This window comes from Bradyrhizobium sp. Kon58, assembly GCF_055807455.1.
Map to the genome: position 1 here is coordinate 75151 of NZ_JBVVOT010000004.1, position 26915 is coordinate 102065.

28 protein-coding genes and 1 tRNA gene are annotated in these 26915 nt (G+C 63.1%); 13 read left to right on the forward strand and 16 right to left on the reverse strand.

Annotation, left to right across the window (positions count from 1 at the left end; genetic code table 11):
* Nucleotides 1-17 precede the first annotated feature (17 nt).
* Nucleotides 18-293 (forward strand): metal-sensitive transcriptional regulator, encoded by a 276-nt coding sequence (locus tag AC0L20_RS09105; protein WP_007598521.1) that lies wholly within the window; start codon nt 18-20, stop codon nt 291-293.
* Nucleotides 294-352: 59 nt separating this feature from the next.
* Here AC0L20_RS09105 and AC0L20_RS09110 read toward each other — a convergent pair whose 3' ends face one another.
* The gene (locus AC0L20_RS09110) at nt 353-1321 is read right to left on the reverse strand and encodes a YiiX/YebB-like N1pC/P60 family cysteine hydrolase (protein WP_473288250.1); all 969 of its coding nucleotides are present in this window, start codon (nt 1319-1321) and stop codon (nt 353-355) included.
* A gap of 192 nt (nt 1322-1513) precedes the next feature.
* Here AC0L20_RS09110 and AC0L20_RS09115 point away from each other — a divergent pair, with 192 nt between their 5' ends.
* The gene (locus AC0L20_RS09115) at nt 1514-2902 is read left to right on the forward strand and encodes a flavin monoamine oxidase family protein (protein WP_473288251.1); all 1389 of its coding nucleotides are present in this window, start codon (nt 1514-1516) and stop codon (nt 2900-2902) included.
* A gap of 157 nt (nt 2903-3059) precedes the next feature.
* Here AC0L20_RS09115 and AC0L20_RS09120 read toward each other — a convergent pair whose 3' ends face one another.
* The 3 genes from AC0L20_RS09120 to pheS are packed head-to-tail and all read right to left on the reverse strand — an operon-like array spanning nt 3060 to nt 7341.
* Nucleotides 3060-3830: a sulfite exporter TauE/SafE family protein gene (locus AC0L20_RS09120; RefSeq protein WP_473288252.1), complete on the reverse strand. Its 771-nt coding sequence runs from the start codon at nt 3828-3830 to the stop codon at nt 3060-3062.
* Between the two features lie 23 nt (nt 3831-3853).
* Nucleotides 3854-6262, reverse strand: coding sequence for a phenylalanine--tRNA ligase subunit beta (gene pheT / locus AC0L20_RS09125; protein WP_473288253.1), 2409 nt, complete (start codon nt 6260-6262; stop codon nt 3854-3856).
* The gene (gene pheS, locus AC0L20_RS09130) at nt 6259-7341 is read right to left on the reverse strand and encodes a phenylalanine--tRNA ligase subunit alpha (protein WP_456766966.1); all 1083 of its coding nucleotides are present in this window, start codon (nt 7339-7341) and stop codon (nt 6259-6261) included. The genes pheT and pheS overlap by 4 nt, the downstream gene beginning before the upstream one ends.
* A 150-nt stretch (nt 7342-7491) precedes the next feature.
* Here pheS and AC0L20_RS09135 point away from each other — a divergent pair, with 150 nt between their 5' ends.
* Nucleotides 7492-7902, forward strand: a complete 411-nt coding sequence (locus AC0L20_RS09135; protein WP_473288254.1) for a hypothetical protein — start codon at nt 7492-7494, stop codon at nt 7900-7902.
* 11 nt (nt 7903-7913) lie between these two features.
* Here the strand turns inward: AC0L20_RS09135 and rplT are convergent, their stop codons facing one another.
* Both rplT and rpmI read right to left on the reverse strand, forming a co-directional pair.
* Nucleotides 7914-8273 (reverse strand): 50S ribosomal protein L20, encoded by a 360-nt coding sequence (gene rplT, locus AC0L20_RS09140; protein WP_007598538.1) that lies wholly within the window; start codon nt 8271-8273, stop codon nt 7914-7916.
* 89 nt (nt 8274-8362) lie between these two features.
* The gene (gene rpmI / locus AC0L20_RS09145; RefSeq protein ID WP_007598540.1) at nt 8363-8563 is read right to left on the reverse strand and encodes a 50S ribosomal protein L35; all 201 of its coding nucleotides are present in this window, start codon (nt 8561-8563) and stop codon (nt 8363-8365) included.
* A 270-nt stretch (nt 8564-8833) separates the two neighbouring features.
* On the opposite strand from rpmI, the gene AC0L20_RS09150 reads away from it, so the two are divergent.
* Complete coding sequence (locus AC0L20_RS09150; protein ID WP_473288255.1) at nt 8834-9238, forward strand: hypothetical protein; 405 nt, start codon at nt 8834-8836, stop codon at nt 9236-9238.
* Between the two features lie 110 nt (nt 9239-9348).
* Here the strand turns inward: AC0L20_RS09150 and infC are convergent, their stop codons facing one another.
* The gene (gene infC / locus AC0L20_RS09155; RefSeq protein WP_085349942.1) at nt 9349-9888 is read right to left on the reverse strand and encodes a translation initiation factor IF-3; all 540 of its coding nucleotides are present in this window, start codon (nt 9886-9888) and stop codon (nt 9349-9351) included.
* A gap of 249 nt (nt 9889-10137) precedes the next feature.
* Here infC and AC0L20_RS09160 point away from each other — a divergent pair, with 249 nt between their 5' ends.
* Together AC0L20_RS09160 and AC0L20_RS09165 are read left to right on the forward strand one after the other, a co-directional pair.
* Nucleotides 10138-10962 carry an alpha/beta hydrolase gene (locus AC0L20_RS09160; RefSeq protein WP_473288256.1) on the forward strand — a complete coding sequence of 275 codons (825 nt, stop codon included), beginning with the start codon at nt 10138-10140 and terminating at the stop codon, nt 10960-10962.
* Nucleotides 10963-11150: 188 nt separating this feature from the next.
* Nucleotides 11151-11615, forward strand: a complete 465-nt coding sequence (locus AC0L20_RS09165; RefSeq protein WP_473288257.1) for a nuclear transport factor 2 family protein — start codon at nt 11151-11153, stop codon at nt 11613-11615.
* A gap of 16 nt (nt 11616-11631) precedes the next feature.
* Here AC0L20_RS09165 and AC0L20_RS09170 read toward each other — a convergent pair whose 3' ends face one another.
* From AC0L20_RS09170 to AC0L20_RS09180, 3 genes are all read right to left on the reverse strand, one after another.
* Nucleotides 11632-12429 (reverse strand): acyl-CoA thioesterase domain-containing protein, encoded by a 798-nt coding sequence (locus AC0L20_RS09170; protein WP_473288258.1) that lies wholly within the window; start codon nt 12427-12429, stop codon nt 11632-11634.
* 195 nt (nt 12430-12624) lie between these two features.
* Nucleotides 12625-13815 carry a tRNA epoxyqueuosine(34) reductase QueG gene (queG, locus tag AC0L20_RS09175; protein ID WP_473288259.1) on the reverse strand — a complete coding sequence of 397 codons (1191 nt, stop codon included), beginning with the start codon at nt 13813-13815 and terminating at the stop codon, nt 12625-12627.
* Complete coding sequence (locus AC0L20_RS09180; RefSeq protein ID WP_007598553.1) at nt 13764-14456, reverse strand: glutathione S-transferase family protein; 693 nt, start codon at nt 14454-14456, stop codon at nt 13764-13766. The genes queG and AC0L20_RS09180 overlap by 52 nt, the downstream gene beginning before the upstream one ends.
* A gap of 169 nt (nt 14457-14625) precedes the next feature.
* On the opposite strand from AC0L20_RS09180, the gene AC0L20_RS09185 reads away from it, so the two are divergent.
* Complete coding sequence (locus tag AC0L20_RS09185; protein ID WP_027566187.1) at nt 14626-15432, forward strand: undecaprenyl-diphosphate phosphatase; 807 nt, start codon at nt 14626-14628, stop codon at nt 15430-15432.
* A 169-nt stretch (nt 15433-15601) separates the two neighbouring features.
* Here the strand turns inward: AC0L20_RS09185 and AC0L20_RS09190 are convergent, their stop codons facing one another.
* Entirely contained in the window at nt 15602-16567 is a 966-nt protein-coding gene (locus AC0L20_RS09190) for a complex I NDUFA9 subunit family protein (RefSeq protein ID WP_473288260.1), read from the reverse strand.
* Nucleotides 16568-16730: 163 nt separating this feature from the next.
* Here AC0L20_RS09190 and AC0L20_RS09195 point away from each other — a divergent pair.
* Nucleotides 16731-16817, forward strand: a tRNA-Leu gene (locus AC0L20_RS09195).
* Nucleotides 16818-17187: 370 nt separating this feature from the next.
* On the opposite strand, the gene AC0L20_RS09200 is transcribed toward AC0L20_RS09195, so the two are convergent.
* From AC0L20_RS09200 to AC0L20_RS09210, 3 genes are all read right to left on the reverse strand, one after another.
* On the reverse strand, nt 17188-17553 hold the full coding sequence (locus AC0L20_RS09200) for a response regulator (RefSeq protein ID WP_473288261.1): 366 nt from the start codon (nt 17551-17553) through the stop codon (nt 17188-17190).
* Complete coding sequence (locus AC0L20_RS09205; protein ID WP_473288262.1) at nt 17546-19726, reverse strand: PAS domain-containing sensor histidine kinase; 2181 nt, start codon at nt 19724-19726, stop codon at nt 17546-17548. Before AC0L20_RS09205 ends, AC0L20_RS09200 begins: the two co-directional genes overlap by 8 nt.
* Before the next feature lie 595 nt (nt 19727-20321).
* A complete protein-coding gene (locus AC0L20_RS09210; protein WP_473288263.1) occupies nt 20322-20627 on the reverse strand; it encodes a hypothetical protein in 306 nt (101 codons plus the stop codon).
* On the opposite strand from AC0L20_RS09210, the gene AC0L20_RS09215 reads away from it, so the two are divergent.
* Complete coding sequence (locus AC0L20_RS09215) at nt 20626-20841, forward strand: hypothetical protein (protein WP_473288264.1); 216 nt, start codon at nt 20626-20628, stop codon at nt 20839-20841. The two genes, AC0L20_RS09210 and AC0L20_RS09215, sit on opposite strands and share 2 nt — an antisense overlap.
* A 54-nt stretch (nt 20842-20895) precedes the next feature.
* Nucleotides 20896-21240 carry a response regulator gene (locus tag AC0L20_RS09220; protein WP_473288265.1) on the forward strand — a complete coding sequence of 115 codons (345 nt, stop codon included), beginning with the start codon at nt 20896-20898 and terminating at the stop codon, nt 21238-21240.
* On the opposite strand, the gene AC0L20_RS09225 is transcribed toward AC0L20_RS09220, so the two are convergent.
* Together AC0L20_RS09225 and AC0L20_RS09230 are read right to left on the reverse strand one after the other, a co-directional pair.
* A complete protein-coding gene (locus AC0L20_RS09225) occupies nt 21237-21581 on the reverse strand; it encodes a response regulator (protein ID WP_473288266.1) in 345 nt (114 codons plus the stop codon). The genes AC0L20_RS09220 and AC0L20_RS09225 overlap by 4 nt on opposite strands.
* Nucleotides 21582-22069: 488 nt before the next feature.
* The gene (locus AC0L20_RS09230) at nt 22070-22531 is read right to left on the reverse strand and encodes a lysozyme inhibitor LprI family protein (RefSeq protein ID WP_473288267.1); all 462 of its coding nucleotides are present in this window, start codon (nt 22529-22531) and stop codon (nt 22070-22072) included.
* Between the two features lie 563 nt (nt 22532-23094).
* Between AC0L20_RS09230 and AC0L20_RS09235 the strand changes: the two genes are divergently transcribed.
* From AC0L20_RS09235 to AC0L20_RS09245, 3 genes are all read left to right on the forward strand, one after another.
* The gene (locus AC0L20_RS09235; RefSeq protein WP_473288268.1) at nt 23095-24618 is read left to right on the forward strand and encodes a hypothetical protein; all 1524 of its coding nucleotides are present in this window, start codon (nt 23095-23097) and stop codon (nt 24616-24618) included.
* Nucleotides 24615-26129, forward strand: coding sequence for a glycosyltransferase family protein (locus AC0L20_RS09240; protein WP_473288514.1), 1515 nt, complete (start codon nt 24615-24617; stop codon nt 26127-26129). Before AC0L20_RS09235 ends, AC0L20_RS09240 begins: the two co-directional genes overlap by 4 nt.
* A gap of 119 nt (nt 26130-26248) precedes the next feature.
* Entirely contained in the window at nt 26249-26863 is a 615-nt protein-coding gene (locus tag AC0L20_RS09245; RefSeq protein WP_027514742.1) for a ribonuclease D, read from the forward strand.
* The last annotated feature ends 52 nt before the right edge of the window (nt 26864-26915 follow it).

Here is a 26915-nt window from a genome sequence, read left to right on the forward strand (position 1 = left end):
GGGGGTATATAGGCCGCATGCGCAAGGACATCAAGGCATCCGTCGGAAAACGTCTCGGCCGGATCGAGGGGCAGGTTCGCGGCCTCTCGAAAATGGTCGAGGAGGACCGCTATTGCATCGACATCGTCACGCAGATCTCGGCGGTGCGCGCCGCGCTGCGCCGGGTCGAGGAAGAGGTTCTGAAAGATCACGTCGCCCATTGCGTCGAACATGCGATCGCGAGCGGCGACAAGGCCGACCAGCGCGAGAAGATCGCGGAGCTGATGGCGGTGATTGGGCGGGCGGAGCGGTAGCTCGCCGTCATTGCGAGGAGCGCTTCGCTTCGCTCGCAATGACGATGTTGGAGGGACGGCTACGCCGCCATCGCCCGCGCATGTCCCTGCGCGCGGTACTTTGCGAGATCGTTCAGCAGCACAAAATGCTCGGAGAAGGCAACGCTCATCTCCGCAGCCGCCTCACGCATCACTTCTTCAGCCGGAACCGGCGCCTCTTCGTCAATCGCTTCAGGAACGAGCGGCGGCGCACTGAACGTTTCTGGAAACACACCGAAGGTGCCGGCTACCTCCTCGAGCGGCTTCTGCTTGTCGGCCCAGTGCAAGGCGGTGTAGTCGAAGCCGTGCACGATGGTGGGTTTGACGACTTCGAAATAGGGCGAGATATCGAAGTCGCGGGGCATGTAGAGCGAGGAATCGCGGATGTGCAGGATCTCGCGGCGGGCAGCACGGCTGCCGGCCTTGGTGATCTTGGGCAGGATCGGGTAACGCACGGCGTCGAACGCCTGCGCGATCAGCGCCGAGCAGATGATCTTGGTGGGATCGCCCGAGCCGATCGAGATCATGCGGCGCCGCCAGCGCTGCGGGATCGGCAGCGGAAACAGAAAGCGCATCAGGTCGACGATGTTCTTGGTGTCGTAGCCGAAGCCGATGCGGTTGATCGCATAGCGGCAGACCGTGGTGCGGTCCTCATAGGACAGCCCGACCGGGCGGCAGACGCGGGTGTGATAGGGGAAATATTTCGACAGCGGCGCAGAGGTGACGCCTTCGCCGATATTGGCCTCGATCAGCACGTGCGGCTCGCCGTCGGGCTCTTCCGCGCCCTCGATCGGGCCGACATAGAGTGCGCCGTGGGACCAGGTCGACTGCGTCAGATATTTGATGATGCCCGAGATGCGGTTGTTGCCCTCGACCAGCAGCACGTCGCCGGGCTCGATGACGCCGCGCAGATGCTCGGGGTCGCTCGGCGTGAACGGCTCATAGCCCGGCACCTCCTTCGAGAGGTACGCGGCAATCAGCTTGCCGACCGAATCCAGGACCGTCCCCATTTCAAAACTCCCCCACGGCCTTTTCCGGCCGTCTTTTTCTCTTCTCTACCATGGTCTGAACGTGTTGCAATTCGGTTCATCGCTCCGTGACATCAAGCACGATTGATTCACCATGATGGTTGCCGCGCAACATCAGATACGGCAAGGTTCGCTAGCTGTTCCCGTTTGCTGCAAGTCTCCGGAAACCATGCCATGACAATCACGCGCCGCAGCTTCCTATCGGCGTCGGCGGGCCTTGCCGCGATGCCGGTCCTGCGCGCGACCGCCGCGCCCCTGCCGCGCGAGGCTGACATTGTCGTGATCGGCGCGGGCGCGGCCGGAATTGCCGCGGCGCGGCGCATCATGGCGGCCAATCGCAAGGTCGTGGTGGTGGAAGCTGCGTCGCAGATCGGCGGCCGCTGCATCACGGATACGACCACCTTCGACACGCCGTTCGATCGCGGCGCGCGCTGGATGCACAATCCCGACACCAATCCGATGATCCGGCTGGCGCGCAGCGCCGGGCTCGACGTTCTGCCGGCGCCGTCAGGCCAGAAGATGCGCATCGGCCGCCGCAACGCACGCGCCGGCGAGACCGAGGAATTCCTGGCGGCGCTGGTGCGCGCCAACCGCGCCATCGACGAGGCCGCGCGCGGCAAGCTCGATACCGCCTGCGCCTCGGTGCTGCCGAAGGACCTCGGCGACTGGGCCGGCGCGGCCGAGTTCATGCTGGGCGCGAGCTTCGCCGGCAAGGACCTGAAGGAGTTGTCTGCGATCGACAAGGCGCGGGCACAGGATCGCAACGCCGCGATCGCCTGCCGCCAGGGCCTGGGGACCCTGATCACCAAACTCGGCGAGCAGGCGCCGGTCGCGCTGTCGACACCGGCGAGCCGGATCGTCTGGAGCAATCGCGACGTCAGCGTGGAGACACAGGCCGGCAAGATCGCCGCACGCGCCGCCGTCATCACGGTCTCGACCAATGTGCTGATTTCGGGCGCGATCAAGTTTGGGCCTGACATTCCAAAGCGCACGCTCGATGCCGCCTCAAAGCTCACGCTCGGAAGCTACGATCACATCGTGCTGCAACTGCCGGGCAATCCGCTCGGCCTGTCGCGCGACGACATCCTGATCGAGCAGAGCAACTCGACGCGCACGGCGCTGATGTTCGCCAATATCGGCGGATCCTCGCTGTGCTCGATCGATGTCGGCGGCTCGTTCGGCCGCGATCTCACCCAGCAAGGCGAAAAGGCGATGACTGCCTTCGCCAGAGAATGGATCACAAAGCTGTTCGGCAGCGAAGTCGCCGCCGCCGTGCAGAAAGCCAGCGTGACGCGCTGGAACGCCTCGCCTTTCGTGATGGGTGCGATGTCGGCGGCCTCGCCCGGCGGTCAGCTCTCGCGAAGAATCCTGGCCGAGCCGATCGGCAACATGTTCCTCGCCGGCGAAGCCACGCACGAGACGCTGTGGGGCACCGTCGACGGCGCCTGGGAAAGCGGCGAGCGCGCCGCGGACGCAGCCTTGCGCAAGATCGGCGCGCTGAAGGACGAGCCGGCCGATGTGCCGACGCAGTCGACGAAGAAGCGGCGGGCGCCGCGGCAATAGGGCAGTTGATTCAGCCGTCGTCCTGGACAAGCGCAGCGCAGATCCAGGACCCATTACCCCGGGAAGTCGTTTGGCGAAGACTTTTGGTCGCCAACTCGCGCTACAAACACTGACCGGGGTAATGGGTCCTGGCTTTCGCCAGGACGACAATTGATGGCTACCGCAACACCCCATCCAGCAGCGGCAGCCCGGCGATCACCGCGATCGCGATCAGCGCGTAGCAGATCCCACGAAACACCTTTTCGCTGGCACGGCCGAACAGCGACGCGCCGAAGGCGACGCCGATCGCATAGACCGGCCCGACGATGAGCGAGAGCACGAGCGATTCGCGTGAGATCAGGCCGGTGGTCGCGTAGCTGACCATCGAGAAAAAATCCGACGCGCCAAAAAACAGCAGGATGTTGGCGCGCGCGACGATCGATGCAATCGGGCGGCCTAGCCAGTAGCCGACGATTGGGGGGCCGCCGGTCTGGGCGAGGCCGCTACAGAAGCCGGAGAGGCTGCCGATGCCGACCGAGAGCCAGGCGTGGTCTTTGCCGCGATAGCGCCAGCCCGACAGCAGCAGAAGCAACAGCGCGGCGACGAAGCAGGAGATGATCCATCGCGTCGTAACGGGTTCGAGCACGCTGAGGAAATAGGTGCCGACGGGGACGCCGACCAGCGCGCCCAGCACGATCACGGCGGTGGCCTTGCGATCGGCCTTGCGCCAGGCGTCGGGCAGCAGCGGCGCGGCCGCGACGAAATCGATCACGAGGAGCAGCGCGGCAACCAGACGCGGCGCCGCGATGCTGCTCGCCAGCGGCATGAAGATCAGCGCCGAGCCGAAGCCGGAGAAGCCGCGCGCGGTGCCTGAAACGAAAGCGACGGCGCAGAGCGCCATCGCAATGGTGAGGCTGACGTCCTTCGGAAGAAAGTCAGTGAGACTCATGCTCTATGATTTCTCGAGCATGATCATGCTCTCAAGGTGCCGCCGGTCTTCTTCGTCACCTCCGCCACGATCTTCGCGGCAACGGCCTCGATCTCCTGGTCGGTCAGGGTCTTTTCGCGCGGCTGGATCGTCACCGCGATGGCGATCGACTTCTTGCCGTCGTCGATGCCCTTGCCTTCGTAGACGTCGAACACGTTCACGGCGGTGATCAGCTTCTTGTCGACGCTCTGAGCCGCGCGCACGATGTCGCCACTCTTCACGGTGCGGTCGACGATGAAGGCGAAATCGCGTGAGACCGGCTGGAATGCCGACAGCTCGATCACGGGCTTGGCACGGGTCGGCTTCTTCTTCGCCTCGGGGATGCGGTCGAGGATCACCTCGAATACCATCAGCGGGCCGCCGGCGCCGAGCGCCTCGAGCGCGCGCGGATGCATCTCGCCGAAATAGCCCAGCACGTTCTGCGGCCCGATCTGGATCGTACCGGAGCGCCCGGGATGCAGCCAGGACGGGCCGCCCGCGACGATCTGAAGGGCCTGCATCGGTGCGCCGGCGGCGGCGAGCACCGCGAGCGCATCGGCCTTGGCGTCGAACAGGTCAGCCTGCGCCGAACCCGACCAGTGCCGTCCGAGGCCTTGCGACGACGCAAAGCCGCGGCGGACGCCGCTTGCCGCCATGAACTGATCCTGCGGGCGATCGCCCTTGAACACCTGCCCGACCTCGAACAGCGCGACATCGCCAAAACCGCGATCGGCATTGGCCTGCGCCGCCGCGATCAGGCCCGCCAACAGGGTCGGGCGCATGTCGGAGAGATCCGACGCGATCGGGTTGGCGACCTCGAGTTCGCGCTGGCCGCCGCCGAACAGCTTTGCGGCAGACTTGGTGATGAAGGACCAGGTCACCGCTTCGATGATGCCGCGGCTCGCCAGCGCGCGCCTGGCGCGGCGGGTGCGGAACTGGAGCGGAGTCAGCACGGGTTTGCGTGCGTCCTCGCCGCGCTCGAACGGCGTCATCGGCACCTTGTCGACGCCGTGGATGCGGATGACTTCCTCGACGATGTCGGCCTTGCCATGCACGTCGGTCCGCCACGACGGCACCGCGACCTTCACGACCGGGCCCGGGCCCGCCATCATGAAGCCGAGATGGGTCAGGATGCGCTTCATCTCCGGCATCGGCACTTCGATGCCCGAGAGGCGCTTGACCTCGGTGACCGGAAAATCGATCACGCGGTCGTCGCCGAAGGTCTTGCCGACCACGACATTCTCCGACGGCGTGCCGCCGCACATCTCCATCACGAGCTTGGTCGCGAGCTCCAGCCCCGGCACCATGAAGGCCGGATCGACACCGCGCTCGAAACGATAGCGCGCGTCCGAATTGATGCCGAGCTTGCGGCCGGTCTGGGCGATGTTGATCTCGTTCCACAGCGCCGATTCGATCAGCACGTCGGTGGTGCCTTCGTCGCAGCCCGAAGCCTCGCCGCCCATGATGCCGGCGAGCGATTCGACGCCGTGCTCGTCCGCGATCACGCAGATTGCGGGATCGAGATTGTAGCTGCGGCCGTCAAGCGCGAGCAGCGTCTCGCCGTCACGCGCGCGGCGCACCACGAGATTGCCCTTCACTTTCTTCGCGTCGAACACGTGCAGCGGCCGTGCGCGGTCGTAAGTCATGAAGTTGGTGATGTCGACCAGCGCGTTGATCGGACGCAGACCGATCGCGGTCAGCCGCTTCTGCAGCCATTCCGGCGACGGTCCGTTCTTCACGCCACGCACGAGGCGTAGTGCAAAGCCCGGGCACAGCGCGGCCTCCTCGACCGTGATCTTCACCGGGCACGGGAATTCGCCCTTGATCGGCTTGATGGTGGGGTCCTTGAACTTGCCCATGTCGGCGGCGGCAAGATCGCGCGCGATGCCGTGCACGCCGGTGCAGTCCTGCCGGTTCGGGGTCAGATTGATCTCGACCACGGGATCGCCGAGGCCGGCCCATGCGGCGTAAGCAGCGCCGATCGGCGCATCCGCGGGCAATTCCATGATGCCGTCATGGTCGTTGGAAATCTGCAATTCGGCCGCCGAGCACAGCATGCCGCGGCTCTCGATGCCGCGGATGGTGCCGACACCGAGCGTGATGTCCTTGCCGGGAATGTAGGTGCCGGGCGGTGAAAACACGCTGACGAGACCCGTCCGCGCATTGGGCGCGCCGCACACCACCTGCACGGGCGCGCCACCGTCGCCGGTGTCGACCATGCAGACGCGCAGCCGATCCGCATTCGGATGCTGCTCGGCGGAGATCACCTTCGCGATGGTGAACGGCTTCAGCGCCTTCGCCTTGTCCTCGATGTTCTCGACCTCGAGCCCGATCATGGTGAGCTTCTCGGCGAGCTTGTCCAAGGGCTCGTCGGTGTCGAGATGGTCTTTCAGCCAGGAGAGGGTGAATTTCACGAGCTCAGCCCTCCCGCGAGGGTCGGCACTTCCAGCGGCTTGAAGCCGTAATGGGAGAGCCAGCGGACGTCGCTGTCGAACAGCTGGCGCAGATCGGCGATGCCGTATTTCAGCATGGCGATGCGGTCGATGCCCATGCCCCAGGCGAAGCCCTGGTACTCGTCGGGATCGATGCCGCAGGCGCGCAGCACGTTTGGATGCACCATGCCGCAGCCGAGAATCTCGAGCCAGTCCTCGCCCTCGCCGAAGCGGATCTCGCCCTTGTCGCGGCGGCACTGGATGTCGACTTCCAGCGACGGCTCGGTGAACGGGAAGAACGAGGGCCGGAAGCGCATGTTGATGTGATCGACCTCGAAGAACGCCTTGCAGAACTCGTGCAGGATCCATTTGAGGTGGCCGAGATGAGAGTGCTTGTCGATGACGAGGCCTTCGACCTGGTGGAACTGCGGCGTGTGGGTCGCATCCGAATCGATGCGATAGGTGCGGCCCGGGCAGATCACGCGGATCGGCGGCTTCTGGCTCAGCATGGTGCGCACCTGCACCGGCGAGGTGTGGGTTCGCAACAGCATGCGGGAGCCGTCCTCCTTCGGATGGAAGAAGAAGGTGTCGTGCATCTCGCGCGCGGGATGGCCTTCCGGAAAATTCAGCTTGGTGAAGTTGTAGTCGTCGGTCTCGATATCGGGACCCTCGGCGACCGAGAATCCCATGTCGGCAAAGATCGTGGTCAGCTCGTCCCAGACCTGGCTCAGCGGATGGATGCGGCCGGCCTCGACCGGCGCATCGCGCAGCGGCAGGGTGACGTCGATGGTTTCCGACGCAAGCCGCGCGTCGAGCGCGGCGGATTTCAAAACGTCGCGCCGCGCGGCGAGTGCTTCGGTGACCTTGTCCTTGGCCTGGTTGATCGCGGCGCCTTGGGTCTTGCGCTCGTCCGGCGACATTTTTCCGAGCGTGGCAAGCAGTGCCGAGATCGAACCCTTCTTGCCGAGGGCAGCGACGCGCACCGCTTCGAGGGCGGCCTCGTCGCCGGCGGCGGCGATCTGGTCGAGGATGGATGTTTCGAGCATTGCGAGGTCGGACACGGTCAAATCCCTGCTGCCAAATTCGGCTGGGTTGTCGCCGCCCGAAGGCCGTAACGTCAAGCGAAAAGCCGGTCATTCGGGCTGACGAGCGGCTGGGTTGAACCTCGCGCGGGAGGCTGGCACCAAGGGGGATACGAGGAGGCTTTCACGATGCTCTCAAGATCCGGTCGGGCTGCTCTCGCCGTCGTTCTCTTGGTCGCGAGCACCCCGGCGCGCGCCATGGTCTGCATGGAGAAATCCATGACGCTGGACGAGGTCGTCGACACCATCGCTGCCCAGAAGGGCTGCGAAAGCGCGATGAAAATGTTTCAGGATTGCCAACTGACCGCGAGCGGCGATGTCCAGCTCGGCGCCGCCGTCGAGAAGAAATGCGAGGCGGACTTCATGCCCGGCCTCAACATTGCGCGGAAACAGGCTTACCAACGCGAGATGCGCGCGTGCGACCGGAAGTACCGGAATAAATCCGGCACCATGTATCTGTCGTTCACGGCATTCTGCCGGGCGGAGATCGCCCAGCGCTACTCGCAACGCGCGCTGAAGGCCGGCGCAGCCGGCCGTTAGCGCGAGCGTGCTCAGGCCGCCAGAGCGGCCTTGGCCTTCTCGGCGATCGCCTGGAACGACGCGGGCTCGTTGATCGCGAGATCCGACAGCACCTTGCGGTCCACGGTGATCCCGGACTTGGCCATGCCGTCGATAAAGCGGCTGTAGGTCAGGCCGAACGGACGCACGGCAGCGTTGATGCGCTGGATCCAGAGCGCGCGGAACGTCCGCTTCTTGCGCTTGCGATCACGGAAGGCATACACGAGAGCCTTCTCGACCGCCGGCTTGGCGGTGCGGATCGTGTTCTTGCGGCGGCCGCGGAAACCCTTGGCGGCCTTGTAGACTTTCTTGTGCTTGGCGTGGGCGGTCACACCGCGTTTGACGCGAGCCATGACAAATATCCTTCAGAAGTGACTTGATGTTCGGATCGCCGCGAAGCTGCGGCGCGGGTGGCAATGATCTTGAACGATCTTGGACGCGATCAGGCGTTCGGCAAGAAGTACTTCTTGACGTTGTCGCCGTCGGTCTTGAACAGCACGGCGGTGCCGCGCAGCTGCCGGATCTGCTTTTTCGTCCGCTTGATCATGCCGTGACGCTTGCTGCGATGAGCGAACATCACTTTGCCGGTGGCAGTCACCTTGAAGCGCTTTTTAGCGCCCGATTTGGTCTTCAGCTTGGGCATTTGGCTCTCCTAATGGCCATAGAAATCCGCCCGCGAAGGCGGCTGGCCGTCAAAATGCTCGTTAGAGCGTTGATTGTGCTCAGGTTTTGCGAACAAGCGCGAAACCCGCACGGACACCGCCACGGCAGCCCTTAATCAGCCGGGCAATGAAGGCTGGGCTTATGACAGAGGACGGGCGAATTGGCAACGATGAACCGGTGGAACCTAGCCGCCGACTATCCGGAATTGCTAACCTCATGTCCGGGCCGTGTCGCCCGGAGCAGGATTAAAATGCCCTATTTTTCCCAATCGCTTCCGTCTTTGACGGATGTCGCTCGTCCGCGCCGCCTGGCGCTGTTGGCTGTGCTCGCCATGGCTGCGTTTCCCTCGACTGCCGATGCTCGCATCCGCGGCTATGACGGCGTCTGGAACGTCACCTTCGCCACCACCCGCGGCAATTGCAGCTCCGGCTACAGCGTTCCCTTCACCGTCGCGGGCAGCCGGGTGTCGTCCGCCGGCGGTGGCCGGGTCTCCGGCACGGTCAAGCGCAGCGGTACCGTCGCGGTCCAGGTCTCGGTCGGGGCGTCCCATGCCCACGGCGGCGGCCGGCTCGCTGGCGTGAACGGCGCCGGTTCGTGGAGGGGTATCATCTCCGGCGATCAGTGCAGCGGCACCTGGCAAGCGACGAGGAGCTAGTCGCCAAGCACGCGATGCGGCTCCCTCCCCCGCTTGCTCCTCGGCCAAAACAAAACGGCCCGCCGGAGATCCGGACGGGCCGTTGAATTTACCAATTCAAAGGATCGGCGTCAGCGCGGCGCCAACACCATGACGACCTGACGGCCCTCGAACCGCGCGTCCTGCTCCACCTTGGCGAGCTCGGCGACGTCGGTCTTGATCTTGTCGAGCAGCTTGGTGCCGATCTCCTGGTGCGCCATTTCGCGGCCGCGATAGCGCAGGGTGATCTTGACCTTGTCGCCTTCTTCGAAGAACCGCTGCATGGCGCGCATCTTCACTTCATAATCGTGGTCGTCGATCATCGGGCGGAGCTTGATCTCCTTGATCTCGACGATCTTCTGCCGCTTGCGAGCTTCGGCGGCTTTTTTCTGCGCGGAATACTTATACTTCCCGTAGTCCATGATCTTGCAGACGGGAGGGCTGACGTTCGGCGAGATCTCGACCAAATCCATGCCGGCTTCCTGGGCCAGGCGGATAGCCGCGACGGTCTCGATGGTGCCCTTGTTGTCACCGGTCTGATCGATCAGCTGGATCTGCGCATTGCGAATGTCGTCATTGATGCGCGGCCCGTCTTTGGCGGCAGTGGGCGGGGCTTTATTTGGACGGCGAATGGGTGGTTCTCCAAAGTTATGAAAAGAGGCGGCTATTTTGCAGGAAGATACGGTTGCCGGCAAGCAATCGCTCGTGCGGCGGTCGAAAAAGCCTCAAATGCGAGGCATTTTGGCCACGGCGGGGCACGCAGAGGGACATAGACACCTTGCTTCTGTTCCGCAAGCGTCCCAAAGGGCCAATGACGACGTCCAGCTGCGCTGCGGAGCACGTCCGGACAGCTCAAACCGCACAGCCAGAGTAAACGTTCCATGAATCACCCAATTCCCGATGCCGTGCTCGACTTCATCGATGTGGGCGAAGGCCCGTCCGCACGCAGGATCGCGGTGCGCCGCCGCGCGGCCCAAGAATCTGAGCAAGAATCTGGGCAAGGACCTGGGCTGGTCTGGCTCGGCGGGTTCAAATCGGACATGCGGGGCAGCAAGGCCGTGGCGCTGGACGAATGGGCCCGGGACCACGGCCGCGCCGTGGTCCGGTTCGATTATTCCGGCCACGGCGAATCCGGTGGCGATTTCGCCGACGGAACCATCGGGCGCTGGCTCGAGGAAAGCGTCGCGGTATTCGAGCGGTTCTGCGCCGGCCCGCAAGTCCTGATCGGCTCGTCCATGGGCGGCTGGATGGCGCTGCTGCTCGCGCGCGAAATCAAGAAGCGGCAAGAGAAACAGCAAGCCAAGGCCTCGCTGGCGGGTCTGGTGCTGATCGCGCCGGCGCCCGACTTCACCGAGGAGCTGATGTGGAAGAATTTTCCGGCCGGGGTGAAGAAAGAGATCGAGACCAAAGGCGTCTGGCTGAGACCGTCGGACTATGGCGACGGCTCGCCCTATCCGATCACGCGGAATCTGATCGAGGAGGGGCGCAACCACCTCGTGCTCGGCAGCGCCATTGATCTCGGCTGTCCCGTCCGCATCCTGCAAGGTGCGCAGGATCCTGACGTGCCCTGGCAGCACGCGTTCGCGCTGACCCATCGCCTGCCGGCCGACGACGTCGTGCTGACCATGATCCAGGATGGCGATCATCGCCTCTCGCGCCCGCAGGACATCGCCCGCATTCTTGCCGCGGTGGCCGAGATCGGGTGAAGTGCTTTCTTCCTTCCCCCCTTGCGGGGGAAGGTGGCGCGCAGCGCCGGATGAGGGGTTGCTTCCGCAAACGCGAGTGTCGCATTCGCGGAAACAACCCCTCACCGAAGTGAATGCGTGTCAACGAGCGGAGCTGCCCTCTCCCGCAAGGGGCGAGGGCACAATAAAAAGCACCGGGAGAATCGCCCATGACCACCGCCATGCTGCGCGCGTTCTGCGACGCCGTCGAACAACGCAACGGAAAAGCCTTCGCGGATCTCTTCACCGAGGATGGCGTCTATCACGACGTGTTCTATGGCGCCTTCGCCGGCCGCGAGAAGATCGCCGCGATGATCGACGACTGGTTCTATCGCACGGCGACCGACTTCCGCTGGGACATGCACGACCCGGTGTCGAACGACACCACGCTCTATGCGCGCTACACGTTCAGCTATCGCTCGACCTTGCCGGAGGCTGATGGCGCGCGGGCGATGTTCGAGGGCGTGGCGATCATGACACTCCGCGACGGCAGGATCGTCAGCTATCAGGAGGTCGCCAACACCGCGCCGGCGTTCGTCGATCTGAAGTTTGCGCCGGAACGGATTGCCAAGATCGTCGCCAGGCAGGGCGCGGAGCTCAAGGCGCGGCCGGAGATGCAGCGGCACTTGGGTTAGCCGTCGTTCGGCGTCCTTAGCGCTTCGACGGATTTACCATCGGCTTGCGCTGCGCCAGCGCGGCGACCGTCGCGGTGCCGATCGGGCCCTGCTCGTCATAGAGCCAGCATTCGCCGATCGCGACACCATCGGTGGCCTGGTGGTTCACCACCTCGAAGCCGATCCAGTTCGTCACCGGCAGGCGGTGCAGATAGATCGTAACGTCGCTGTTGATGTAGCCGAGCCCCTTGTCGCCGGCGTTCGCGAACGGACTGGCGAAGTCGGCGCCGGTGGCGACATGGACGAACGGCGTCATCGGCACGCCCGCGACCAGCTCGCGCACCTCGCTCATCCAGAGCTTTCGTGGCCCGAGCGAGCCCATCTGGCCGACGATCGGTCGCGTGGTCCATTTGCCGTTCATGCCGAGCCTGGGATCGGTGGGCTTGGGAATGTCGGCCGGCTTCGGCACGTCCCAGTTCGGCGGCGACCAGACATTGCCGTCCGGATTCTGTGTTCGCCGCAACAGCTGGCACGAGGCGCGCGCCATGCTGACGCCGCCGGAAAAGAACTCTGCTTCCACGATGCGGATGCGCATCCCGTCGCGCACCAGCCGTGTCGTCACCTCGATCGGCTTGTCGATGGTCGGCAGCCGAAACATGTCGACGGTCAGCCGCGCCGGCACGAATTCAGGGCCGGAATGGCGCTCCTCGATGGCGAAGCCGAGCAGGCCGACAATGACGCGTCCGTGCAGCGATTTTGGATCCCAGGGGCCGTTGGCGACTTCCGTCGGATGGAATGTGTCGCCGTCGCGGGTGAAGAAAGGCATGTTTGTCATGACGCGCGAGATTGGAGGAACGTGCGGGGAAATCAAGGGTGGCGGCGAGATGTCAGGGGCGCAGCACTGCGCACTACACAACTGCTGTCATCGTCCGCGAAGGCGGACGATCCAGTACTCCGAGGCGGTTGTGATTGCATCGAGACGCCGCGGCGTACTGGATGCCCCGCCTTCGCGGGGCATGACAGCGCAATGTTAGGAGACTGATTGCCACTCCTCGCGCACGCTTTCGTCGCGCTCGCCAGCAATCGCATTCGTCTTGATCGCCTCGAACTCATCCCGTGGCATCAACTGCTCCAGCGCCCACACCGCAGCCCCGCGCACCAGTGCGCTCTCATCCTCCAGCAATCGTCGCGCCTCGTCCGCCAGTGCGATATCACCGGAGTTGCCGATCGCGATCAGCACGTTGCGCAAAAAGCGGTCGCGGCCGATGCGTTTGACCGGAGACTTCGTGAACAGCGCGCGGAACGACGCGTCGTCGAGCCGTGCGAGCTCGGCGAGACCTGGCGCGCGCAAAGCGTCACGCGCGGCGAGCTTGGCCTCGCGGCCCTCCTGCGCGAACTTGTTCCAGGGACAGGCGGCGAGGCAATCGTCGCAGCCATAGATGCGGTTGCCGATGTTTTTGCGAAATTCGCGCGGGATCGGTCCCTTGTTCTCGATGGTGAGGTACGAGATGCAGCGCCGCGCATCGAGCTTGTAGGGCGCGGGGAAGGCCGCAGTCGGGCAGATGTCGAGACACGCCCGGCACGAGCCGCAATGATCGATCTCGGCATCGTCGCGCGGCAGCTCCAGTGTGGTGTAGATCGCGCCGAGAAACAGCCATGAGCCGAATTCGCGCGAGACCAGATTGGTGTGCTTGCCCTGCCAGCCCAGATGCGCGGCTTGCGCCAGGGGTTTCTCCATCACGGCTGCGGTGTCGACGAACACTTTCACTTCGCAAGGCTTCACCTCGCAAGTTGCGGTCGCGATCAGCCATCGCGCCAGTGCCTTCAGGCGCTTCTTGATGAGGTCGTGATAGTCGTCGCCCTGCGCGTAGACCGAGATCGCCGCGCGTGTGCGCTGTTGCAGGATCGCGAGCGGATCCTGGTCGGGGCCGTAATTGACGCCGAGCATGATGATGCTGCGCACGTCCTGCCACAGCCCGCGCGGATCGACCCGGCGCTCCGGCTGCGCGGCGAGCCAATCCATGTCGCCATGGCCGCCCGATGCGATGAATTCGAGAAAATGTTGTCCGGCGCTTTCGATCGTGCCGGGCTCCGTGATGCCGATGCAGTCGAAGCCGAGCGCGCGCGCCTCGTTTGCGAGCGCGGTCTTCAGTTCGGTCGGATCGGAGTTCAGAAGTCCAAGTCCACGTAGGTCCGCGACGCCGGCACGCCGGCCAGCCATTCGCTCAACAGCGGACGGAACGACGGGCGGGATTTCACCCGTGCGTACCACGCCTTTGCCGCGTCGTCCTCGCTCCATGGCACGTCGCCCAGATAGTCGATCGCCGAGAGGTGCGCCGCGGCGGCGAGATCCGCGTAGCTGAGCCGGTCGCCGGCGAGGAAATTACGCGTCTGCGCCAGCCAGCCGATATAGGCAAGATGATAGCGCACATTGGCCTTGGCGGCGCGCATCACGTCGGCCGAGGGCGGGCCGCCGCCGTTGTCCTCGCTCATGAAGCGCTTGTAGATGCGCTCCGTGACGAGCGGGTGGGAGACTTCCTCGAAGAACTTTTCGTTGAACCAAGCCATCAGCCGGCGGACCTCGACGCGCTCGCCGATCGTGTCCGGCATCAGGCGCTTCAGTCCCATCTCGGAGCCGTAGGCCTCGTCGACATATTCGGCCACGATCGCCGCGCCCGGGATCGGCGGCTGCTCGTCATCCACCAGAACGGGCGTCGTGCCCGCCGCATTGAGCAGCAGAAACGCTTCGCGCCGCTCCCAGCTGCGCTCTTCGATCAGCTTCAGCTCAAGCCCGTATTCTCCCGCGATCAGGCGGATGAACCGCGAGTGCGGGCAGAACGGATGATGAAACAGCGTAAACATGAAGCCTTTGACTATGTGATGGTGCTTAACAATCCATCAATGTTTGTGCGGCGCCACACTAGTCATTCAAAACCGCGAAGCAAGGGCGCGACGCCGCATTTTGCGATTGCAGCAAGGGAGCGGATGGGCGAGAAGAACCCCGCTTTTCCAGCCGAAATGGACCGTAAATATGTCAGATGCAATACGGGCAGTGATCCTCGGCATCATCGAGGGTGTGACCGAGTTCCTTCCCGTGTCCTCGACAGGCCATTTGCTGCTCGCGGAGCGCTTTTTCCATCTCGGCGAGGGCGCGTTCTGGGATTCGTTTACGGTCCTGATCCAGCTCGGCGCGATCCTCGCGATCGTCGTGTTGTACTTCAAGAAATTGTGGGACGTCGCGATCGGCATGTTCACGGGCGACGCCTATGCGCGTCGCTTCGTGATCGGCGTGCTGGTGGCGTTCCTACCCGCTGTCGTCGTCGGTCTCGTCGCCGGCAAATACATCAAGAGCATGCTGTTCAATCCGTGGGTGGTGTGCTTCTCGCTGATCGTCGGCGGCGCCATCCTGCTCTGGGTCGACAAGCTCGATCTCAAGGCGCGCGAGCACGACGCCACCCGGTTTCCGCTGCTGATGTATCTCTATATCGGCATCGCGCAGTGCATCGCGATGATCCCGGGCGTATCGCGCTCCGGTGCCAGCATCGTCGCGGCGATGTTCCTCGGGGCCGACAAGCGCGCGGCGGCGGAGTTCTCGTTCTTCCTCGCCATTCCCACCATGATCGGCGCGTTCGCCTACGATTTCTACAAGAACCGCTCCGAGATGACGATGGACCACATGGGCATCGTCGCGATCGGTTTCGTGGTGTCGTTCGTCACCGCGATCATCGTGGTGAAGACGTTCCTGGAATACGTCACCCGCCACGGCTTCGTGGTGTTCGCCTGGTGGCGCGTGATCGTCGGCACGCTCGGCCTGATCGCGCTGGCGCTGGGGCGGTAAACTTCCGAAGCAAGGCTGCGGTGCACTCCCTCGCCCCGTTCTTACGGGGAGAGGGTTGGGGTGAGGGGCCTCTCTCCACACCTGAGATCGCGGTGGGACCCGTACCCCCTCACCCGGATCGCAAGGGCGATCCGACCTCTCCCCGCAAGCGGGGAGAGGTGAAAAAAACCTACGCGCTCTTGCGCTGGAATTGCCCGGCGGCGCGGAAACGCCAGAGATATTGCGGGGCGATCGCTTCAAGCGAGTCGGGCGTGATGCCGAGGCCTTCCAGCGTTAGCCCAGCGGCCTTCGCCGCATCCGAAACCACGTTGTCGCGCGCGAGCAGCGTGACCTGGTCCGGCGTCAGCTTCAGCGCGCCCGGCGCGAATTGCAGGAAGTTGGCCTTGAAGCGGGCGAGGCCAAACGGCAGCGGCATCAGCATCGGCTTGCGATCGGCAATCTCGAGAATGGCCTCGATGATCTCGCGCATGGTCAGCACTTCCGGGCCGCCGAGCTCGTAGGTTGCGCCCGCCTTGGCCTTGCCGTCGACGGCGTCCGCGATTGCGGTGGCGACGTCGCCGACATAGACCGGCTGCATCTTCGTGTCGGCGCCGATCAGCGGCAGCACCGGCGACATCCGCGCCAGCGCCGCGAAACGATTGGTGAACTGGTCCTCGGGGCCGAACATCACGGAGGGGCGGAAGATCGTCGCCGACGGCACCGCGGCCATGACTGCGGCTTCGCCGGCCGCCTTGGCCCTGGCATAGCGCGAGGGCGATTCCGCGTCGGCGCCGATCGCCGAGACATGGATCAGCTGTGCCCCGGCGGCGGCCGCCGCCTTGGCGATGGTCTCGGCGCCCTTGGCCTGGACGGCGTCAAAACTCTGCGCGCCGCCCTCGGCGAGGATGCCGACCAGATTGATCACCACATGCGAATCACGCAGTGCCGCCTCGATCGAGGCCGGATAGCGCACGTTGGCCTGCACGGTGTGGACCTGCCCGACCTTGCCGGACGGCTGGAGGTAGCCGGCCAGCTCCGGCCGCCGCACCGCGACCCGGACCCGGTAGTCGCGCCGGCACAGCGCGCGGACCACATTCCGGCCCAAAAACCCCGATCCGCCGAAAACCGTGACGAGCGTGTCCAGATTCGATGCCATGGGATCCATTCCTGGGGTCCATATCCTGCGGGAAGAGTGCGTGTCGTCAGGCTTGTATCGGGCCGGTTTGCGATGCGCAATCCGCATCCCGAAGCGGGGTTCAAGCATGAATTGACAACCGCGTCACCGAACCGTAGTAACCGCCTCCGTGCCTAACCGGCATGCCCAGGTGGTGGAATTGGTAGACGCGCTGGCTTCAGGTGCCAGTGGCTTAACGGCCGTGAAGGTTCGAGTCCTTTCCTGGGCACCATACGATTCTGGATCGCAAGCAAATCCAGATAGATAAGGCCTTTCAGGGCACAAAGCGGTCGGTTCCGAGCTGGCGATTCCGCTCGGTGACCGCTTCGTTTTCGTGACGCTTAGCGAAGGCGCTCAGGCCGTCCGGTTCTCCCTTCGCACCACGGAGCCAAGCGAGGTCAAGACGCGTCAGGCGCTCGCGGCGGCACGCGGCTTGGAAAGAAGCGACTGTTATGGCGGCTCAGACGTTGCAAGGGATTGATGGAAAGCTGGTGCCCGGCAGGGAATGGCGAATGCAAAACACTCTCTTCATCCTGCACGTCAGCGCCGAGAAACTTGAGTGACGAAAGCTCGTCCCAGCGGAGGATAGACGGTGAAGAGCCTCAGGAACGCGATAGAAGCGTCCGCAATGTTTCGCTCAACTGGTCTACCGAGAATGGCTTGCCGATCGCGGGCACTTCTCTGAACTCCTCCTCCAAAGGAGGTGCGCCGTAGCCCGTACTGAAGAGGAATGGGATCCTTCGATCGCGCAGGACGCGCGCTACCGGGAAAACAAACTCTCCAGCCAAGTTGACATCCAGAAGCGCTAAATCGAATGAGCCGGTGGTCGCCAACTCACGTGCCCTATCAAGATGGGCAGCAGAGGCAACAACCTTGAGGCCCAATTCCTCAAGCATGTCTTCGATCATAAGCGCAACCAACCCTTCATCCTCAACGAGGAGGACCCTGACGCCAGCTACGTCAGACATTGGCAGCTGATGTCAGCTTGATGGGAAATGCTATGCGGCAGCGCGTCCCTTCTGGATCGAAGACCAGGTCGAAATCACCGGCAAGATCATGTTCGACGCAGCGTTCCATTAGCCTCGTGCCGAAGCCTCGCCGCTTGGGTGGCACAACTGGTGGGCCACCGCGTTCGATCCATTCGCATTCTAGCGAGATCTGGGACCGATCGCCGCCGACGATACTCCAGGTTAGCGAAGCAGATCCGCTCGGCACTGACAATGAGCCGTACTTTGCCGCATTGGTCAGAAGCTCGTTGAGAACCATGGTGACGCTCAGTGCGGTACGAGCGTCCAAATTGACGTTCGGCCCACCTATGACAACCCGTCCGCCGGAGACAGGCGCGACGATATCGTGAACCAGCTGTGGGAAAGGGGCATCCTGCCAATTGCGTGTCGTGAGAAGGTCATGGGCACGGGCAAGGGCCAGCAGCCGTCCCGTGAATGTCGGCAGAAACTCTTGCAGATCTGCAGCATGGCGAGCCGTCTGGCTCGCAAGTGACTGCACCGTGGCTAGCGTGTTCTTCACACGGTGGTTCAGTTCGTCGATGAGCACCTTTTGGGCATTCTCGGCCTGTTTGCGCTCGCTGATATCGACAAGCATGTTGATGGCGCCGACCATGTTTCCTTCCGAATCGCGCAGCGGCGTCGGATAAGGAATGAACGGGACGCGTCTGCCGTCTGGGCGTTCGGCAATTGCTTCGGCACCGCGAACTGGGCGGTTTTCACGTAGCGCCACTGCCATCGGGCATTCATTGTGCGGCAGAGGCGAGCCGTCAGGCCAATATAGCTTCCAGGTTACGCACCATTCATCGCCAGGCTGGGGGGTTCTCCCCGCCATCTCGACCGCGGCCCGATTGAAGAAATTAATCCGCCCCTCAGCATCAGTGGTGTAGATCGCGGCAGGCAGAGCCTCAAGGAGATCGCGCATGCGCTGCTCGCCTTCGCGCAACCGATCTTCCAACAGTTTGGCGGTGGTGACGTCCTGGGCAACACGGACGCCGTAAAGAAAGCGTCCAGCCGAATCCCGTACCGACGAACTGAAAACATCGAGATGGCGCATGGACCCGTCAGGCCGCAACACACGCTTGCGGGTGGTGTAGTTCTCGATATCACCACGAACTTGGCGCGCATATTGCTCGGCGTCCTCCGCCCGATGATCCGGCGCGGTGTAATCCAGGAAGGTCATTCCAAGCAATTCGTCGCGCGAATGGCCGGTGATGCGGCATATGGAATCGTTCACCCGCAAGAAGCGCCCGTTATGGTCTGTCTCGGAGATGCCGACGCTCGCAGCCTCATAAGTCGCCGCGAGACGGGCTTCACTTGCTTGTCGTGCCTCTTCAGCAGCATGCAGTTTCGATACGTCAATGGTGAAGCAGCGCGTATTAACGAACTTGCCATCCACGAAGCGGCTGTTTGAGGTAATCAGCACATGCTTAACGGAGCCATCACGCGCCCGCAGCCGCGCGGGATACCGATCGAGCGGCTGGCCGCAGGACAGGCGCTGAAGGATGTCGCCGATCACCGGAGCGTCGGCATGAAACTCGGCGATGTGGCGGCCAATGTACTCCTCGGCGCTGTACCCAAGCAGAGTCAACTCGGCTCGGTTGGCTCGAAGGACAATGCCTTCGCCGCTGACGATATGAAGGCCGACCGCGCTGTTCTCGAAGAAATCCTCCAGGTCCTGCGTTTTCTGTCGGACTTCTTCTTCGATCTGCTTGCGTTCAGTGATGTCTTGAAAGCAGTTGATGGCGCCCTGGATGCTTCCCGAGTGGTCGCGCAACGCTCGGATGTTGACTAGGGCCGTAAAGCGAGAGCCGTCCGGCCGCGCCATTATGACTTCGGCATTGCGGGTCGGCGTTCCAACACGAACTGCCGTGGCCATAGGACAGTCGCTACGGGCAAGTGGACTTCCGTCAAGAAGGTACAGTTGATGCGAACCGCAGAAGCGCTCCTTTTTGGCAGGGTTCCGGCCCCACAATTTCACCGCCTCGGTGTTGTAGGCCACCAGCAATCCCTCAGCATCGCAAAGGTAAACCGCCCCAGGAATGGCATCCAGCGCGATCTGGCCGGCCGCCACCAGAGCCGCAAACTCCGTGGGCTGGCGACGGGCCGAGAGCGGAAATTCCTCGACGTTGGACATAGAAGGTTCTCTCGGGGCGAGAGGAGGCCGCCGTGGGGCCATTCTGTTCAGGAGGAAACCGGCGGACTCCCCCGCTGGGCCGCCGAACAAGCCATAACGCATCGGAGGGCGGATAGTTCCTTGCCGAACTGGAGTCGCGATTCACATTGTTATTCCAGCGGTGTCTCCGGCGGGAAAAAGCGTAGTAGCGGGGGAATTCTGAAGGCGATTAGAGCAACGGGCCATTCGCCTGAAATGGCAAGATCCCTGCTGCGGTAAGGTGCGAGTTACCGATCTATCGCTGCTATGATTGCCGGCAAGAGGTTTGGAAGTGAAAGCTGGGTCGCTCCCGCCCTCATGACGACGAGCCGCGATCATCCTAGGCTTGGTGTCCGCAACCGCAGCGATAAAGCCGATGGCTGCGGCCTGTTAGTGGATCAAGGAACGTCTGAAACTTCGGAAGCTGCAATCCGCACTTGAGGCATTTCGGTTCCGTTGGCTGCGCTTTTATTGTCCATCAGTGTCAACTAACACTCATGGGGTAGACCGCGCTCCCGATCACTACCTACGGGGAGTACGGAATGACGTTGTGAGCGTCCTCGATCCCTGGACACTCTCAAGGATGCGGCGGCTGCAACGGTTGGCTAGGCGGCGGAAGCCCCATCCCCTCCGCGCGCATCGCGGCCAGCTTTCGGTAAGCTGTCGCTTGGCGCTCGAGATTGGCTTTCAAATCAGGGGCGCTCTCATTGGCAGCAAGCCGCTCGAACGCGACGGCTCTTTCAAGGTAACGCATTAAAGCATCGATCATCTGCCCGATCTCCGGCAGCGGCACACCATGGTGGCTGGGTGGATTCGGCCACTCTTGACAAGAAAACACGCTGCGGCAAATTAGGTTCCGGGCTAGGAACAGGACAGGTGCCATGAGCCTATCCGAACGCGTCAAGTCGAACATGGAAGTGGTGCTAGAAGAGGTCTGCCGCGAGCTTCCCAATGGTGGCGACCACGAAATCCGAAAACGTATCGCTAAACATCTTTTGAGGGCGGCGGAGGAGGGCCAGCATACGCTGAATGATCTTCGTGCGGCCGGTCTTCGGGCGTCTGCCACCGCCAACTGGCCCAAGAGGAATGCACAGTAGCGACACGGCATCACTTGAGACGCTAATCAGTGCGATGTGGTGGGGTAGGGCGGTATGGCGTCAGTGCTTTTGGTGGAAGACGAGGCGCTCATCCGCATGATGATCGCGGACATGCTGGCGGAGCTAGGTCATACCGTCGCAGGTGAAGCTAACGATTTGCAGGGCGGGCTTATGCTTGCCTCTGCACCCGGCGTGGATGCCGCCATTCTCGACATACAGCTTGGCGACCATAGCTCTGAACCCATCGCAGAAGCGCTACGAGGCAGGGGAATTCCGTTTGCCTTCGCGAGCGGATACGGCGCGGGCGGCGTACCCAAGAGCTTCAAGGATTATCCCGTGCTTCAAAAGCCATTCCCAATGGACGAGCTTGAGCGCTGTTTAGCGACTCTGCTGCGCTAACAAAGTCCCGTCGTTTGTTCCATGACGCGAGCGAGGTCTTCCTCAGAGAACGGTTTCCTGAGCAATGGGAAGCCATCACGCCTTCGCTCTCGGCCCGATAGCTGTAGAACTTTCAGTGTCGGGCGAACCCGCGTGGCAAGTTCGGCCAGCTCATGACCGTCCATACCCGGCATGTTGATGTCCGTGATGAGGATCGAAACGTCTTCATTCTTCGCCAACGTATCGAGAGCTTCCGGGCCGCTGTGCGCACAAACGACTTTGCAGCCAAGGTCGTCGAGCATGGATGCGATCACGTCCAATACGCCCGGATCATCATCTACTACTAGAACCGTATGACTCATGGAGACTACCTCACGGAGTTAACTTATGCGAATGGGTGGGGTTCCGGCCCATGAGCCATCCGCGAAGCCGAGCTTGAGATTAACCTGGATCATCAAGTTTTCACGGCGCGGTAGCGACTCGCACTTGGGTTGGAACGGCTCAAAATACGCCTCGTTGCCGGATAAGAAGACGCATTGTCGTCCTCCCCTTGACTGACCCGGTCGGTACTGCTGGCCGGGTTTTTCTTTCGGAGAATGGGCCGTGAGCAACGCTGATGGATTCGACGGTCCCGGCGACCCACTCAGTCATGTATTTGGCGGCGTAGTTTCCACTGCAGGAACTGTAAGGACCTTTACGCAGTTGAGGGAGTGGGCAGCGCCCCAAACCGGCTCGCACATGAGCCAATGGCTTTCCTCATCCGGTTTGCGCCCACCGGAGTAATCGCTCGTCGGGTCGGCTCGGATCGCAGGCAATCTGGAGGCGGCTGGCTTCAGTCGCTCAGGAGCTCTCAGTGCTCGTTGACCGCGGCGCCGAGCTTGATCAGGCTCAGCGAGCGGTTCGCGGTCTCGCGCAGGCGGCAGTAGCTCGCGTCGCCCGGGTACATGCCGTGCTCGACCTTGTCGAAGACCGCGCAGAAGCGATCACGCGAGGCGGCGAAAGTTTTCTGCGAGTCATTGACCGCCTTGATCACGTCGGCGAACCCGCCGGCCTGAACTTTCTTTAGCGCCTCATTGGTTTTCTGCGTCCAAACGGCGAGTTCGCGCGCCGCGCAGGCTTTCCATTTGGCGACATCGTCATTCGCGCCCTCTGCCGCTTTGATGCAGGGGTCGGCGACGAGCCCGACGCACGCGCCGCCGAAACCGCCGGTTTTCTCCGCGGTCTTCAGGCAGCCATCGATCACCGCAAGGTCGGCTGGCCCGATGCCTTGGGCGAAAGCCATCGATGCGAGCGGGAGGCCTGCGGCGAGCATCGCGGCGGCAAGTTTGAGCTTCATTGGAGATCTCCGTTCGGCGCATCGAAAATATGCAACACAATACCACTGCGAGCGCATGAAGCTCAGCGAGACGGTAGACCGGCGGGTGTGGCGGAAGGGCCGGACGGCGCGCGCGAAGGGAAAACGAGAGGGTATGCGGCTTCGGCTACGCCCTCTCCAATCACTGCCTTTGAATGCGCCTTGACCTGACTTACGAGATTTTCGACCAATAGGTGATACATGCAACTTTGGTCATCGAAGGCCCAGCGTTGGTTCACCTGAATGTGGAACAGGAGCTACGCTGACGAATAATGACGGCGGGACCGGTTAAGGCACGCACGGCCTCTGCCTCTTGGGCGTTAAAATTTTCAAGTCGGAACAGCCGCTTGGAGGCTTTCGAAGCCGGCCGTCGAGAGGAATTTCATTCCGCCAAACCCCCTCGATTGCGCCGTCCGAATTTACCCGACTTTAGACAACTTGGCCCTAAGTCAGCGGGCAGGCTCGCATCCGGCCGTCGGCGAGCGCGGAGCCATCGGGCTCGCTTTGTCGTGAGGGAAGCGGTGGATCAGCACCAGGTCTGGCACGAGCCGGCATTCGACAGGGTTGCGAACGCGATCAGCGCGCTCTTCCTGAGATCGGGAATTTATCTGTTCCTGATCTCGTTCATCTCCCTGTTCTACGTCTTGAACGCGCCGCTTCTGCTCGGTCACTACGATCTGGGCTGGCATCTGGCGGCCGGGGATCTCATCCGGGAACGCAACGCCATCCCGCTCCACGACCCCTGGTCGTTCACCCACGGCGACAAGCCGTGGCTCAATCTGTCCTGGCTCTGGGACGCGCTTGCCAGTGCGACGCTTCAATACGCGGGCTTCGGCGGCCTCGTCCTGTCGACGGTGGCCTGTGGCGCAGCGATCGCCGGCATCCTGATTGCGATCTCTCTCGGCTACGGCGCCTCGGCGATCGCGGTTTGCGTGGCGGTCTTCCTCGCCTGCCTGCTCTATCCCGCCTACGAAGTTGCGCCGAACATGTATCTCGCGGTCGCGCCGAATACATGCACGATGTTGTTCTGCGTCGTCTTCTATCGCGAATGCCTGCGACGCACGCGATGGTTCGTGCTTCCCGTGTTGATGGCGTTTTGGGCCAATCTGCACGGCGGTTTCCTGCTCGGCTTTTTCGTGATTGGCGTCTTCTGCGGCGCCGCCTTGCTCAGAGGCGCCTGGGCCGATCTCAGGGTCCTTGCTCTCGCCGGGATCGGGTGCCTCGCTGCGACATTCGTCAATCCGCTCGGCTGGAATATCTATGCCGGCGCCGCCGCGACGATGGGGCACTTCGTCCAGGGTAATATTACCGAATGGCGGTCCTACTCCGACAACATTCAAATACCCGGCAGCATTCCCGGCATCCTGTACATGCTCACTTTCGTCGCGATCGAGCTTCGCTACAGAAACTCCAGGCCCATCCCGCTCGAACCGAGATTGATGTCCTGGCTGTTCCTGATTCTGGGATTGTATCAGTTCAGGTACATCGCGTTCTTCTTCATCTTCTCCACCGCGCCGATGGCGCTTCACCTCAGCCGCTTGCTGCCTCGGCGTCTCACCGCCGTTGACGTGCGCGGAGCGTTGCTGGCCGCCGGCATCGTCGGTCTCGGCACCCTGCCGCTGGCTTACTTGCGCGTTGCGCCGGCGCTCGCACTCCCGACGATGCTGTCGAGCGAAGATGCCGGCTATCTGCAAAAGCATCTCACCGATGCGCGGGTCCTGAACCATTGGAATGTCGGCGGCTACCTGATTTTCGCAACGCACGGCACCGTTCGCCCGTTCGTCGATGGCCGCGCCGCGACCGCCTATCCGGACGATCTGCTGCGCGATTATTTCAAGCTGGTGAGCTGGGAAATCGACGAAGCCGCATGGGACATGGTGCTCGACAAATACCGGATCGACGCCGTGCTGTGGGTCAAGGCGCACGAACAGCTGCGGCAGTTCCTGGTGGAGCGGCGAGGCTGGCGCGAGCAATACACCGGCGCTTACGTGACCGTTTACGTCAGGCCCCAATCCGGTTTGGCTGGCGAAGCCAAAACACAATGACGACCAGCGCCGCAGCTCTGCCCGCCATCGCGCCCGCCGTCAAAGCCAAAAGCTTCGCGACGCGGTACGGCGCCTTGTGCGCATTGCTGCTGCTGGCTGCGGCAGTCCGGCTGCCGCTCGCCTTCTGGCCGAACATCGTTCACGTCGACGAACTGTATCAATATCTGGAGCAGGCCTGGCGCCTGCTTGGCCACCAGGGGGTCGTCACCTGGGAATGGCGCGACGGCATCCGGAGCTGGTTTCTTCCGACCTTGTTCGCAGGGCCGGTCGCTCTCGGAGACTGGCTTGCGCCGGGCGGGTGGGGTGCCTTCGTCGTGCCTCGCCTGGTGGTCGGGCTTGCCTCGCTGTCGATCGTCGTCACGGCCTGGCATTTCGGCGAACGCATCTCCCGGTCGCATGCCGTCGTTGCGGCGTTTGCCGCCGCGGTCTGGTTCGAGCTGGTCTATTACGCGCCCCACACGCTGAGCGAACCGCTGGCGACGGCCGTGATCCTGCCGGCGGCCTATCTGCTGACGGGCGAACTGGCGCGAAACCGGCTCTTCACCGCGGGCGCATTGCTTGCTCTCGCCTGCGTCTGGCGCTTTCAATATGTACCGGCTTGCGCGGTGTTTGCGTTGGCGGCGTGCTGGCGCGACCTGCGAAACGCGATCGCCCTGGTCGCGGGCGGATGCGTGGTCCTGGTGCTGTCCGGCGCCCTCGACCTTGCCCACGGCTCAGCGCCGTTTGCGTGGCTTGTTCAGAATATTCAGCAAAACCTCCTGCATGACCGCGCATCGGAATTCGGTGACGCGCCCGCGGCCGCTTACATTCTCCAGGCTTCAATTCTGTGGTCGGGAGCGACACTGCTGATGCTGCTGGCGCTCTGGCGCGGCTGGCGACATGCCCCCCTGCTGATCGTCGCGGCCGTCGTCAACGTCGCGTTTCACAGCATGATCGTGCACAAGGAATACCGTTTCATTTTCCTGTCGATCGCTCTGCTGATCATCGTGGCCGCACTTGGCTCCGCCGATTGGGTCCAGATGATGCGCCGGCAACGCGCGTGGCGCTCACTTGCCGTCGTATGTGGCGGCTGGCTGCTGCTCTCGCTCGGTCTGTCGGGCGCAACGCTCATCATGCGTGACAACTGGATGCGCGGCATCGGCGTGGCCCAGTTGATGGCGGAGCTCGAGGCCGATCCTGAATTTTGCGGTCTGGCCCTGTACGGGATCAACTATCCCTTTGTGCCCGGACGCGGGCAGCTCGCGGCCCGCCGCCCGATCTATTCCTTTTATCGGGATGACCCCCTGGCCAAGGGGCGACTTCCGGCTGTGGTGAAGACGCACCAGGCCGGGTTCAACCGCATCATCGGCCCGGCGAGCCTGGCCAGCGAATTGCCGGCGGATTTCTCGCCACGAAGTTGCGCAATGATGAGCGATGACAAGCCGGCCTGCGTCTTCGCGCGGCGCGGCGCGTGCGATACGTTCGCCAGCCCCTTCGGCGTCAATGACGTGCTCGTGCGCCTGAACTACTAGCCGCGTCGGATGCTTGCGCCGGCGGCTGCCAGCGGATACATCGCGGCCGGCCCTCGCCAGCGTCTGTCCCGGGGATTAGCCTGCAAAAGCCCACCGATTCGATTGAGGTTTGAAACGTCATGACCGTACGCCTGCACCGCGGCGACCTGCCCGATCTGTCCCGCTACACCGGAGCGGTGGCGATCGACACCGAGACCATGGGCCTGAACCCGCATCGCGACCGGCTCTGCGTGGTGCAGCTCTCGCCCGGCGACGGCAGCGCGGACGTGGTGCAGATCCCCAAAGGTCATACCGACGCGCCGAACCTGAAGGCCCTTTTGGCCAATCCCGCGAACACGAAAATCTTCCACTTCGCGCGGTTCGACGTCGCGGTGCTGTACCAGACGTTCGGCGTCATGACCGGGCCGATCTACTGCACCAAGATCGCCTCCCGCCTGATCCGCACCTATACCGACCGCCATGGTCTCAAGGACCTCGTGCGCGAGGTCCTTAATGTCGACCTCTCCAAGCAGCAGCAATCGAGCGATTGGGGTTCCGACAGCCTGACCGAGCCGCAGCTCGCCTACGCCGCCTCCGACGTGCTGCATCTGCACGGCTTGCGCGAGCGGCTCGATGCCATGCTGGCGCGGGAAGGCCGCACCGCGCTGGCCAAAGCCTGTTTCGACTTCCTGCCGACCCGCGCCTTGCTTGACCTCCAAGGCTGGGCCGAACAGGACATATTCGCGCATTCCTAGCGTTTCGCGGAATGGCCGCGTGGGGCGGTCGCCCCGTTTCAGACACTTTCGT